Annotated in this window: 9 protein-coding genes and 1 pseudogene; 5 read left to right on the top strand and 5 right to left on the bottom strand. The window is 69.6% G+C overall.

Features of this window, described 5'->3' with window-relative positions; translation table 11 throughout:
- Together VFM98_RS14865 and VFM98_RS14860 are read left to right on the top strand one after the other, a co-directional pair.
- Positions 1-2,792 (top strand): HAD-IC family P-type ATPase (locus tag VFM98_RS14865; protein ID WP_325110688.1); only part of this gene is annotated, 2,792 nt, incomplete at its 5' end.
- 54 nt (positions 2,793-2,846) lie between these two features.
- The gene (locus tag VFM98_RS14860; protein ID WP_325110687.1) at positions 2,847-3,347 is read left to right on the top strand and encodes a universal stress protein; all 501 of its coding nucleotides are present in this window, start codon (positions 2,847-2,849) and stop codon (positions 3,345-3,347) included.
- Positions 3,348-3,353: 6 nt separating this feature from the next.
- Here the strand turns inward: VFM98_RS14860 and VFM98_RS14855 are convergent, their stop codons facing one another.
- Both VFM98_RS14855 and VFM98_RS14850 read right to left on the bottom strand, forming a co-directional pair.
- Positions 3,354-4,061, bottom strand: coding sequence for a 16S rRNA (uracil(1498)-N(3))-methyltransferase (locus VFM98_RS14855; protein WP_325110686.1), 708 nt, complete (start codon positions 4,059-4,061; stop codon positions 3,354-3,356).
- A gap of 5 nt (positions 4,062-4,066) precedes the next feature.
- Positions 4,067-5,143: an aminoglycoside phosphotransferase family protein gene (locus tag VFM98_RS14850; RefSeq protein ID WP_325110685.1), complete on the bottom strand. Its 1,077-nt coding sequence runs from the start codon at positions 5,141-5,143 to the stop codon at positions 4,067-4,069.
- Between the two features lie 65 nt (positions 5,144-5,208).
- Between VFM98_RS14850 and VFM98_RS14845 the strand changes: the two genes are divergently transcribed.
- The 3 genes from VFM98_RS14845 to rsmA all read left to right on the top strand — a co-directional run bounded on the left by VFM98_RS14845 (position 5,209) and on the right by rsmA (position 9,893).
- A complete protein-coding gene (locus tag VFM98_RS14845) occupies positions 5,209-7,638 on the top strand; it encodes an LPS-assembly protein LptD (RefSeq protein WP_325110684.1) in 2,430 nt (809 codons plus the stop codon).
- Positions 7,639-7,650: 12 nt separating this feature from the next.
- Positions 7,651-9,018 carry a peptidylprolyl isomerase gene (locus tag VFM98_RS14840; protein ID WP_325110683.1) on the top strand — a complete coding sequence of 456 codons (1,368 nt, stop codon included), beginning with the start codon at positions 7,651-7,653 and terminating at the stop codon, positions 9,016-9,018.
- A 95-nt stretch (positions 9,019-9,113) separates the two neighbouring features.
- Positions 9,114-9,893: a 16S rRNA (adenine(1518)-N(6)/adenine(1519)-N(6))-dimethyltransferase RsmA gene (gene rsmA / locus VFM98_RS14835; RefSeq protein WP_325110682.1), complete on the top strand. Its 780-nt coding sequence runs from the start codon at positions 9,114-9,116 to the stop codon at positions 9,891-9,893.
- 306 nt (positions 9,894-10,199) lie between these two features.
- Here rsmA and VFM98_RS14830 read toward each other — a convergent pair.
- The 3 genes and pseudogenes from VFM98_RS14830 to VFM98_RS14820 all read right to left on the bottom strand — a co-directional run.
- Positions 10,200-10,622, bottom strand: a pseudogene (locus tag VFM98_RS14830) (barstar family protein); the annotation flags it as partial.
- Between the two features lie 41 nt (positions 10,623-10,663).
- A complete protein-coding gene (locus VFM98_RS14825; protein ID WP_414709030.1) occupies positions 10,664-11,020 on the bottom strand; it encodes a ribonuclease domain-containing protein in 357 nt (118 codons plus the stop codon).
- Positions 11,021-11,295: 275 nt separating this feature from the next.
- Positions 11,296-12,568: phosphate acyltransferase (locus VFM98_RS14820; RefSeq protein ID WP_325110681.1), on the bottom strand; the 1,273-nt coding region annotated here is incomplete at its 5' end.

Raw genomic sequence — 12,568 nt, 5'->3', positions numbered from 1 at the left:
GCGTGGTGCTCGATCGCGAGATCCCGCTGGGCGACCGGCGCAACAGCGCCTTCATGGGCACGCTGATCTCCTACGGCCGCGGCAAGGGCCTCGTCACCGCCACCGGCATGCACACGCAGATCGGGCTGATCGCCGAGATGCTGCAGTCCTTCGAGGCCGAGGACACGCCGCTGCAGCGCAAGCTGGCGCACCTGGGCAAGGTGCTGGGCAGCGCCTGCCTGGCGATCTGCGTCGTGGTGTTCGTCTACGGCCTGTTCCGCGACACCAGCCTGGCCGCGGGCGGCGACTTCCTCGCCACCCAGCAGGCCGAGAAGAAGGCCGTCGTCACGCTGTTCATGACGGCCGTGAGCCTGGCCATCGCCGCCGTGCCCGAGGGCCTGCCGGCGATCGTGACCATCTGCCTGGCGCTGGGCATGCAGCGCATGATCCGCCACCACGCGCTGATCCGGCGGCTGCCGGCCGTCGAGACGCTGGGCTGCGCCACCGTGATCTGCTCCGACAAGACCGGCACGCTGACGCAGAACGCGATGACGGTGGTGCAGGCCTTCGGCGGCGGCAAGGCGCTGCGCCTCACCGGCGAGGGCTACAACCCGGCCGGCCAGTTCTTCCGCGACGGCGAGCCCTTCGATGCCCGCGGCGACGCCGACACGGCCTGGCTGCTGCAGGGCGCGCTGCTGTGCAACGACGCGCGGCTGGAGGAAAGCTGCGACGAGGCCGGCAAGCCCTCGTGGCAGATCGTGGGCGACCCGACCGAGGCGGCGCTGGCCGTTGCCGCTGCCAAGGCCGGCTGGCAGCGCGAAGACCTGGCGCAACGCTGGCCACGGGTGCAGGAGATCCCGTTCGACTCCGACCGCAAGCGCATGACGACCCTCCACCGCACGCCGGCGCAGGAGGTCGTGGCCTTCGTGAAGGGCGCGCCGGACATGGTGCTGGAACTGTGCACGCGCCAGTGGCAGGACGGCCAGCCGGTGCCGCTGACGCCGGAGATGCGCGAGGAGATCCTGCGCCGCAACGCGGCGATGGCCAGCGACGCGCTGCGCGTGCTGGCGGTGGCCTGCCGGCCGCTGCCTGCGGTGCCGGAGAGCGTGACGCCGGAGGAAGTGGAGCAGGACCTGGTGTTCGTCGGCCTGCTGGGCATGATCGATCCGCCGCGCGCGGAAGTGGTGGACGCGCTCAAGGTGGCGCGCGGCGCCGGCCTGAAGAGCATCATGGTCACCGGCGACTACAAGGACACGGCGCAGGCGATCGCGCGCGACATCGGCCTGCTGACGCCCGGCGGCCTGGTGCTGACCGGCCCCGAGATCGAGCGCATGTCCGACCAGGACCTGGCCGCCAGGGTGGAACGGCTCGATGTCTGCTGCCGCGTCTCGCCGCAGCACAAGACGCGCATCGTCGACGCGCTCAAGTCGCGCGGCCACGTGGTGGCGATGACGGGCGACGGCGTCAACGACGCGCCGGCCCTCAAGCGCGCCAACATCGGCGTGGCCATGGGCGTCACCGGCACCGACGTGGCCAAGCAGACGGCCGACATGGTGCTCACCGACGACAACTACGCCAGCATCGTCGCGGCCATCGAGCAGGGCCGCATCATCTACTCCAACATCCGCAAGTTCGTCTACTTCCTGCTCGCCTGCAACGTGGGCGAGATCCTGATCGTGTTCGGCGCCATGCTGGTGGGCCTGCCGATCCCGCTGCGGCCGGTGCAGCTGCTGTGGCTCAACCTGGTGAGCGACGGTGCGCCGGCGCTGGCCCTGGGCATGGAAAAGGGCGATACCGACATCATGAAACAGCCGCCGCGCTCGCCGAAGGAGCACGTGATCAATCGCGACATGGCCGTCGGCATCGGCGTGGTGGGGCTGGTCGATGCGCTCGCGATCCTGGGCGTGTTCTTCCTCGCGCTGCAGCGCTATCCGGGCCACCTGGAGGCGGCGCAGACCATCGCCTTCGTCACGCTGTGCAGCTCGGAGCTGCTGCGCGCGTTCACCGCCCGCTCGGAATACCACGGCGTGCTGTCCATCGGCGTGTTCTCCAACCGCTGGATGGTGGCGGCCGTGGCGGCCTCCTTCCTGCTCGTGATGCTGGTGGTGTACGTGCCCTTCCTGCGGCCCTTCTTCGACACGGTGCCGCTCACGCTCGACGACTGGATGCTGATGACGCCTTTCTTCTTCCTGTCGCCGATCGCGATGGAACTGCTGAAGCTGTACTTCCGTCGCCGCACGGATGCCGCCGCCACGACGCGGCCGGAACCTGCCGGCGCGACCGTCCTCCAAAGCTTGGGAGGCAGCATGGACAAGATCCTCGTTCCCGTCCGCGGTTCTTCCAACTGCGAAGCCGCCGTCCAGCACGCGATCCGGCTGTTCATGAACAACACGGCGCTGGAGATCCATCTGCTCAACGTGCAGCCGCCCTTGCGCCACGACATGGCGCGCTTCCTGCGCAAGCGCGACCGCGAGGGCTTCTACCGCGAGCAGGCCGAGCAGGCGCTGCGGCCCTGCCGCGAGCGGCTGGACCGCTTCGGCATCCCCTATTCCGTGCATGTGCAGGTGGGCGACAGCGCGCGCTGCATCACCCAGGCAGCGAAGCGCCTGCACTGCGACCACATCGTGCTGGCCACGGCGCGCAAGAACACGCTCACGCGGCTGGTGGAGGATTCGGTGACCAACCGGGTGCTGGAGCTCACCAGCGTGCCCGTCGAGGTGATCGCCGGCGAGGGCGTGTCGAAGTGGGAGCGCTACGGCATCCCGGCCGCGATCGGGGCGGCGCTGGCGCTGTTCCTGGCGACGGCGGAATGAGGGGCATGGAGGCGGCCGGTCCGCAGCCGCGCCGCATTGGGTATGCTGTGCAGCATGCAGAAGATCCTGGTTCCCATCGCAGGCTCGCCCACCGACGAAGCCGTGGTCCGGCACGTGGTGCGGCAGGCGCTGCAGGGGCAGCCGCTGGAGATCCACCTGCTGAACGTGCAGACGCCGTTCCGCTGGCACGTGGCGCGCTTCATCCCGCGGCGCGAGCGGGAGGGCTTCTACCGCGAGCAGGCGGGCCAGGCGCTGCGCCCCAGCCGCCAGCGGCTGGACCGCGCCGGCCTGGCCTACACGGTGCACACGGCGGTGGGTGACAGCGCGCTGTGCATCACCGAGCTGGCGCATTCGCTGCGCTGCGACCGCATCCTGATGGGCACGGCGCGCAAGGATTCGCTGGTGCGGCTGGTGGAGGATTGCGTGGTGAACCGCGTGCTGGAACTCACGACGGTGCCGGTGGAGGTGATCGCGGGCACGGGCGTTTCCAAATGGGAGCGCTACGGCATCCCGGCGGCGGTGGGGGCCTTGCTGGCGATGGCGCTGGCGGATTGAGGCGCTTCAGCGCCCCAGCGTGAGGAGCGCCAGTGCCGCGATCGGGGCCGTCTCTGCCCGCAACACCCGCGGCCCGAGATGCACCGCCCGCCAGCCGCGAGCGAGCGCGGCGTCTTCCTCGGCCGGTGCGAGTCCGCCTTCCGGGCCGCTGAGAAGCGTCACTTCGTCCAGGGATGCCGCCGCGTGCGGGAGCGGCTGCGTCCCTTCGCGCAAGGACAGCACCAGCCCCGGCCGCGCCGCCGCCAGCCACCCCTGCAAGGGCTGCACCGCATGCACCACCGGCACCCGATTCCGCCCGCACTGCTCGCAAGCCGCTATCGCCACGCCCTGCCAGTGCGCCTGCTTCTTCTGCGCCCGTTCGCCCGCCAGCCGCAGCACGCTGCGCTCGGCCAGCAGCGGCTGGATCGAGGCCACGCCCAGTTCGGTGGCCTTTTCCACCAGCCAGTCCATGCGCTCGTTGGCCGTCATGCCCACCGCCAGGTGCACGGCGACGGCCGCCTCGCATTCGACGGCGCGATGCGCGCCCACTTCCACCCGCACCTCGCTGCGGCCCATGTGCTCCACCACCGCGTCGTATTCGCCGCCGCGGCCGTCGAACAGGGTCAGCGCCGCGCCGGGCTGCAGCCGCAGCACCTGCACGTGGCGCGCGGCGCCGGCGGGCAGCGCCAGCCGCGCGCCGCTCGCCAGGGGCTCGTCGCAGTACAGGCGCGGCACGGTGGCTAGATGCGGCCGAAGGCGTAGCCGGTGACGGCGTCGCTGCCTTCCACCTCGTCGACGAAGCGCGCCAGCGGCGCCAGCTCGCGGTAGCGGATGGCGGTGGCGCGTATGTAGGCGATGAAGCGCGGCGTGTCCGCCAGGTAGCGGGGCTTGCCGTCGCGCAGCGTGAGGCGGGCGAAGATGCCGGCCACCTTCAGGTGCCGCTGCAGCCCCATCCACTCAACCGCGCGGTAGAACTCGCCGAAGTCCTCGCCCACCGGCAGGCCCGCCTTGCGCGCCTTCTCCCAGTAGCGCACCGTGATGTCGAGGACGAACTCCTCTTCCCAGCTCAGGAAGGCATCGCGCATCAGGCACGCGATGTCGTAGGTGACCGGCCCGTACACCGCGTCCTGGAAGTCGAGCACGCCCAGGCGCGGCTCCGACGCCTCGCGCGGGATCATCAGGTTGCGCGGCATGAAGTCGCGGTGCACGTAGACGCTGGGCGAAGCCAGGTTGCGCTCGACGATCAGTCGGAACTGCCCCTCGAGCAGCTCGCGCTGCTTCGGAGCGAGCTCCAGCTGCTTGTGCTGCCGCAGGTACCAGTCGGGAAAGAGCGCCAGCTCGCGCGCGAGCAGGGCCTCGTCGTAGGGCGGCAGCACGCCGGGGCGCGACGCCAGCTGCCAGGCGATCAGCGCATCCACCGCGCGCAGGTACAGCCCCTGGTTGGCACCGGGATCGGCGGCATCGACCACCTCGATCATGGTGCGCGTGCCCAGGTCGTCCAGCAGCATGAAGCCGAGCGGCTCGTCCCAGGCCAGCACGCGCGGGACGTTCAGGCCGGCCTCGGCCATCAGCCGCGCAATCTTTACAAAAGGCGCGCAATTCTCACGCTCGGGTGGCGCGTCCATCACGATGAAGCTGCCCGCAGCGCCGTCGATGCGCAGGTAACGGCGGAAGCTGGCGTCCGCCGAGGCGGCCCGCAGCGTGGCCGGCTGCAGCGCATGGGCTGCAGCGACGCGCTCGAGCCAGCCCTGGAAAGCGGCTTCGCGCCGGGGGTCGCTCCAGGCGACGACGGAGGGGGAAGGCGCGGAATCGCTCATGGATAATCGATTCTACAAATCCAACGTGAAGCGCCGGCCTGCCGGCGGCTGGCTTTCCTCCCTTCATGCATCACCCCAAGAACAAGGCCTGCGGCGCGCGGTTCGCACTGACTCCGGTGGCGCTGGTCGCGATCTCGCTGCTGCAGCCCGTGGGCGTCCGCGCGCAAGGCGCCGACGAGCCCGCGCCGGCGCTCAAGCCTTCGCCCCGGCTGCGCGAGAACATCCCGGCGCCCGTGCGCAACCAGCTGCCCACCTTCGTCGAAGGCGACGTGGTGCGCGGCCGCCCGGACCTGGAGACGATCGTCGAAGGCGATGCCGAACTGCGCCGCGGCGACACCGTCATCCGCGCCCGCCGCATCGAATACAACCAGGCCGACGACCTGGCGCGCGCCGTCGGCGACGTGCACATCAACAAGGCCGGCAACATCTTCGAAGGCCCGCTGCTGGAGTTGAAGGTCGATGCCTTCGAGGGCTTCTTCAGCCAACCGAGCTACCGCTTCATCCGCAACGACGCCTACGGCCAGGCCGAGCGGGTGGACTTCGCCGACGAGAAGCATGCGGTGATCCGCAACGCCAGCTACACCACCTGCCAGCGCAAGCCCGGCCCGAGCTGGATGCCGGACTGGATCCTGCGCGCCGCCTCGATCAGCCTCGACCAGGAGGAGGAGGTCGGCCAGGCCAAGGGCGCGGTCCTCAGCTTCAAGGGGGTGCCGATCCTGCCGGTGCCTTCGCTCAGCTTCCCGCTCGGCGACACGCGCAAGAGCGGCGTGCTGCCGCCCACCTTCGGCCTCGACAACCGCAGCGGCTTCGAGACCACGCTGCCCTATTACTGGAACATCGCGCCCAACCGCGATGCCACGCTCTATCCGACGCTGATGTCCAAGCGCGGCGTCGACCTCGGCGCCGAGTTCCGCTATCTCGAGCCGAGTTACGACGGCATGGTGCGCGGCAACTACCTGCCGGGCGACCGCCTGCGCCACATGGACCGCTGGGGCTTCGCGGCGCGCCATTCCCAGGGCGGCCTGCGGCTGCCGGGGCTGGGCGCGTCGTCGCTGGCGCTGAACCTCAATCGCGTCAGCGACGACGACTACTGGCGCGACTTCTCGCGCAATTCGGCCTCGCTCACGCAGCGCCTGCTGCGCAACGAGGGCGTGCTCTCCTGGGGTTGGCAGGACGTGAGCATGACGGCGCGCGTGCTGCGCTGGCAGACGCTGCAGGACCTCACCAACGCCTCCACGGCGATCATCCCGCCCTACAACCGCTCGCCCGAATTCACGGCGCGCCAGGTCCGCAACAACCTCTGGGGCGGCCTCGAGACATATCTCGAGGCCGACTACACGCACTTCACGCACAGCATCACCGACCCGCTGCAAGCGCTGTTCCCCACCACGCCGGAGGCCACCCAGCCCAACGGCCACCGGACCTACGCGCTGATGCAGGTGAGCCGGCCGTGGCAGGCGCCCGGCTGGTTCGTGATCCCGAAGGCGCAGGTGCATTCGCGCTACTACGACTTCGACGGCCGCACGGCTTTCGGCCAGGGCAGCGCCAGCGTCACCGTGCCCACCTTCAGCCTGGACTCGGGCCTGGTGTTCGAGCGCAGCACGCGCCTGTTCGGGCGCGACTTCCTGCAGACGCTGGAGCCGCGCGCCTTCTACGTCTACACGCCGTTCCGCGACCAGAACCGGCTGCCCAACTACGACTCGGGCCTGAACGACTTCAGCTTCGCGACGGTCTACACCGAGAACGCCTTCGGCGGCAACGACCGCATCGCCGACAACAACCTGCTGACGCTGGGCGCGGCCACCCGCCTGCTCGACCCGAATACCGGCGCCGAGGCGGCGCGCTTCGCGGTGGCGCAGCGCGTGCGCTTCAAGGACCAGCGGGTCACGCTGCCGGGTGGCACGCCGGTGAGCGAACGGCTGTCGGACATCCTGTTCGGCGCCTCGGTGAACCTGGTGCCCAAGTGGAGCGCCGACACCACGATCCAGTTCAATCCCAAGACCCGCCAGTCGATCCGCGAGACCATCGGGGTGCGCTACAACCCCGGCAACTACCGCGTGGTCACGGCGGCCTACCGGCTGCAGCGTTCCCTCCTCCCCGGGCTGCAGGGGTCCGAGCAGCTCGATGTCGGCTGGCAGTGGCCGCTCAACGACCTGTGGGGCGACAAGGGCCGCGACCTCGGGCCCGGCATGGGCCAGGGCGAAGGCCGCTGGTACAGCGTCGGGCGGCTGAACGTCAGCCTGCGCGACAAGCGGGTGGTGGACGGCGTGCTGGGCCTCGAATACGACGCCGGCTGCTGGCTCGGCCGCATCGTGGTGGAGCGGCTGCAGTCCGGCACCGAAAGCTCCAACAAGCGCATCCTGTTCCAGCTCGAGTTCGTGGGCTTCAGCCGCCTGGGCTCCAACGCGCTGGAGGCGCTCAAGGAAAATATCCCCCGCTATCAGTTCCTGCGCGAGCGCAGCGTGGCGCCCAGCCGGTTCAGCAATTACGACTAGAGTACGCAGACGATGAATTCCCGTTTCCTGGCCTTGGCCTTCGCCGCCGCCGTCCTGGCCCTGGGCCTGCCCGCGGCCGCCCAGGGCCTGCGCGCCTCGCCGCAACTGGGTGCCCCCCGGCCCGCGCCCGACAGCGGCCCGCGTTCGGCCGACTTCATCGTCGCCGTGGTGAACTCGGAGCCGATCACCAACAACGAGGTGCGCGCGCGCATGTTGCGCTACGAGCAGCAGCTGGCCCAGCAGGGCGCCGCCCTGCCGCCGCGCGCGCAGCTGGCGCGCGAGGTGCTGGAGCGCCTGATCACCGAGAAGGCGCAACTGCAGGTGGCGCGCGAGACCGGCGTGCGCGTGGACGACGCCCTGGTGGACCAGGCGGAGCAGAACATCGCGCGCCAGAACGGCATCGGGCCGACCGAACTGCGCCGCCGCATGGCGGCCGAGGGCATCGACGTGGCGCAGTTCCGCGAGGACCTGCGCAACCAGATCATGCTGCAGCGCCTGCGCGACCGCGAGCTGGAGCAGCGCGTGAAGGTGACCGACCTCGACGTCGAACAGTACCTGCGCGAGCAGGAGAGCGGCGTCGGCGCCGACCCGGCGCTCACCGAACTGAACCTCGCCCACATCCTGGTCGCCCTGCCCGGGAACCCGACGCCGGCGCAGGTGACGCAGGCCGAGGCCAAGGCGCGCCAGCTGGCGCAGCGCGCCCGCAACGGCGAGGATTTCGGCAAGCTCGCGCGCGAGAACTCGGATGCCGCCGGCGCCGCGCAGAACAGCGGCGTGATCGGCGCGCGCACGGCCGACCGGCTGCCGCCCCTGTTCGTGGACGCGACGCAGGCGCTGCAGGTGGGCGGCGTGACCGACGTGATCCGCTCGGCGGCCGGCTTCCACATCGTCAAGGTGCTGGAGAAGCGGCGCCTCGGCATGGCCGGAGCGACCGTCACGCAAAGCCATGCGCGGCACATCCTGCTGCGCCCGACGGCGCAGCTCCCGGAAGCCGCGGCGCGCCAGAAGCTGGCCGACTTCAAGCGCCGCATCGATGCCGGCCAGGCCGACTTCGCCCAGCTCGCGCGCGAGAACTCGCAGGACGCCAGCGCGCGCAGCGGCGGCGACCTGGGCTGGTCGAGCCCCGGCATGTTCGTGCCCGAATTCGAGGAAGTGCTCAATGCGCTCGCCCCCGGCCAGATCGCCGACCCGGTGGTCACCCGCTTCGGCGTCCACCTGATCCAGCTGCTGGAACGGCGCGAAGCCAAGCTCAGCCCGCGCGAGCAGCGCGAGGTGGTGCGCAACCTGGTGCGCGAACGCAAGCTCGACGAGGCCTACGTGCGGTGGGCGCAGGAAGTGCGCGGGCGGGCGTACGTGGAGTACCGCGAGCCGCCGCAGTGAGGTTCGGCGTTCAGCGTTTAGCGTTCAGCGAGAAGCTCCCCGCGCATTCACCTGTTCGCACGCCCAACGCTCAACGCTCAACGCTCAACCCTCCGATGAAACACGTCGCCCGCAAGCGCTTCGGCCAGCACTTCCTGGCCGAGGGCAGCGTGATCGATGCGATCGTGCGCGAGATCGATCCGCGGCCCGGCCAGGCGATGGTGGAGATCGGCCCCGGCCTGGCCGCGCTCACGCAGCCGCTGGTGGAGCGCCTCGGCGCGCTGACGGTGGTGGAACTCGATCGTGACCTCGCCGCGCGGCTGCGCCAGCACGCGCACCTGCGGGTGGTGGAGGCCGACGTGCTGAAGGTGGACTTCCGCGCGCTGGCCGACGAACAGGGCGCGGCCAGGCTGCGGGTGGTGGGCAACCTCCCCTACAACATCTCCAGCCCCATCCTGTTCCACCTGCTGCAGTTCGTCGACCGCGTGGCCGACCAGCACTTCATGCTGCAGAAGGAAGTGGTCGACCGCATGGTCGCCGCGCCGGCGACGGCGGATTACGGACGGCTGTCGGTGATGCTGCAGTGGCGCTATGCGATGGAGAACGTGCTGTTCGTGCCGCCCGAGGCCTTCGATCCGCCGCCGAAGGTGGACAGCGCCGTGGTGCGCATGGTGCCCTACGAGCAGCCGGTGGTGGTGGACGAGGGCCTGCTGTCGGAGATGGTGCAGGTGGCCTTCTCGCAGCGGCGCAAGCTGCTGCGGCACACCCTGGGCAAGTGGCTGGAGCAGAAGGGCTACGGCGGCCGCTTCGGCCTGCAGCGGCGGGCGGAGGAAGTGCCGGTGGCGGAGTACCTGGAGCTCGCGGTGGCGGTGAGCCGGGACCAGGCGGGGTGGTGAGCGCGGGAACACGCTGGGGTTCGCGCGGCTCACCTTCGGCGGCTGGCGCCGCCCCAGCCGACGAGGTGGCCGGCCGGTGAAGAAAAAAACCGGGCACGAAGCCCGGTTTATATTCAGTGCGGAGGCCGCTTACGCCGCGGCCAGCCAGTAGCCCGCGTTGAACGGGCTGCTCATGCGCAGCGCCAGCGGCGACACGTCGAGGATCTTGTCGGTGGGCATCTTCTCGCCGCCGTCCGCCACGGGCGGCGTCACCACCTCGCCCTGCGCCTCGTTGGCGGCCTGGCCCTGGGCCGAACGCGCCACGGAGAAGGAATAGAAGCAGCGGAAGGGCACCTTGCGGTCGGCCCAGTAGTCGGCCGTGTCGCGGAAGATGTCGAGCAGCTGCTCGCGCGCTTCCTTGTCGAACTTGCCGTTGGCGGGGATGTGCTCCAGCACGACGATGAAGCCGGGCTGCGGACCGGACTTGTGCAGCGGATCCGTCATGACGTCGTACAGCGCATCGAAGTTCTTGCCGAAGTGCGCCGGGAACGTGAACTGCTGGGCGATCATGTCCAGCACGTCCTGCTTGCTCTGGGCGGTGGCCAGGTTCGCATACAGGAAGTGATGGCCCAGCGCGCTGGCCGTCTCCTGCAGGTCCTGCACGCGGAAGGCGCGGATCGACTGCACGATGTTGCTGCGCACACCCTTCAGTGGGGTTTCGGAAATATCAACACGAAGTGGCTTGTCCATCTCCGTTTCTTTCTCTGTAGTCACGATGTCGTCGTCCCGCTTCACTTGGCGCCTTCCACGATGCGGCGGAAGCTCGCGTAATGATCGGCGGTGTAATAACAAGCGTGCGGCTCCCGGGGCGGGCCTCCGCACACGATGCGCCGGGCACCCCGGTCGCGCGAGCCCGGCGTCGCCACGGTGTATTCGCGGTAGTACCCGCGCTTCTCGGCCGGAAGCAGCCGCTCCCGGTTGCCGAACACCGCGCCATCCTTGTCGTAGGGGAACGGTCCGCCCTGGCGGATCAGTTCGTACGTCTCCCGACCCTGGCGAGGCAGCTGGGTGACATGCACCGTCGCCGCGGTTGCCGGGGCACTGCCGTCCTGCCAGCTCCAGGCCTGCGCCTGGGGCAACCCGGTGATCGCGACGGCGATCAAGCCGCTGGCGAATGCCAGCCTTGCTGTCGCGAATCGGGCCAGGAACGGACGGCCTGCAGGAGAAGTCTTCAAGGAACGCCACCCGGTACTTCCAGGTACCGGAACTTCATTTCATCCGGGTTAACCCGGAACTTCAAGCCCGGTAGTGTGACTCATGTCCTCCCCAAAAGCAAGACGCTGCCCAAAATTTGGGCAGCGTCGAAGGGCTTTCGGGGGCCGGGCGCCCACTGTAAAGTTAGCGCCAGCTGTCGGGCGGCGCCTTAGCGCGCCGCGTTGGCATCGGCCACCGTGAGGGCCGCCATGTTGACGATGCGGCGCACGGTGGTGCTGGCCGTCAGGATGTGCACCGGTTTGGCAGCGCCGAGCAGCACCGGGCCGATGGCGATGTTGCCGCCGGCCGCCGTCTTCAGCAGGTTGTAGGAAATGTTGGCGGCATCGATGTTGGGCAGGACCAACAGGTTGGCCTCACCCGACAGGGTGCTGTGCGGCATCAGCTGCTTGCGGCCGTGGGGGTCGAGGGCGATGTCGCCATGCATTTCGCCATCCACTTCCAGCCAGGGCGCCTGCTCGCGCAGCAGCTCCAGCGTCTGGCGCATCTTCACCGCGCTGGGCTGGTTGGAACTGCCGAAGTTGGAGTGCGACAGCAGCGCGACCTTGGGCTTGAGCCCGAAGCGCAGCATCTCCTCGGCCGCCATCTGCGTGATCTCGGCCAGCTGCTCGGCGCTGGGGTCGTAGTTGACGTGCGTGTCGACCAGGAAGATCTGCCGGTTGGGCAGCATCAGGCCGTTCATGGCGGCGTAGGTCTTGACGCCCGGGCGCTTGCCGATCACCTGGTCGATGTAGCGCAGGTGCAGGTCCGGCGTGCCCCAGGTGCCGCAGATCAGGCCGTCGACGTGGTCCTTCTGCAGCATCATCGAGCCGATCAGCGTCAGGCGCCGGCGCATCTCGATCTTGGCGACCTGCGCGGTGATGCCCTTGCGCTCGGTCATGCGGTGGTAGCTCTGCCAGAAGTCGCGGTAGCGCTCGTCGTAGTCGGTGTTGACCACGTCGTAGTCGCGGCCCTCCTGCAGGCGCAGGCCGAACTTCTCGACCCGCTGGGCGATGATCTTCGGCCGGCCGATCAGCGTGGGGCGCGCCACGTGCTCGTCGGCGATGATCTGGCAGGCGCGCAGCACGCGCTCCTCCTCGCCCTCGGCGAAGCAGACGCGCTTCTTCGGCGCCGAGCGGGCCAGCGCGAAGATCGGCTTCATCGTGGTGCCGGAGGCATACACGAAGGTCTGGAGCTTCTCGCGGTAGGCGTCGAGGTCGGTGATCGGGCGCAGTGCCACGCCGCTGTCGGCGGCGGCCTGGGCCACGGCCGGCGCGATCTTCATCATCAGCCGCGGATCGAACGGCTTCGGGATCAGGTACTCGGGGCCGAACTTCAGCTGCTCGCCGGCATAGGCCGCCGCGACCACTTCGCTCTGCTCCGCCTGCGCCAGTTCCGCCATCGCGTGCACCGCGGCGATCTCCATCTCGGTGGTGATCGTGGTG

This window comes from Ramlibacter sp., from assembly GCF_035706265.1.
GTDB lineage: Bacteria > Pseudomonadota > Gammaproteobacteria > Burkholderiales > Burkholderiaceae_C > Ramlibacter.
This window is presented reverse-complemented; position numbering and strand designations above follow the sequence as displayed.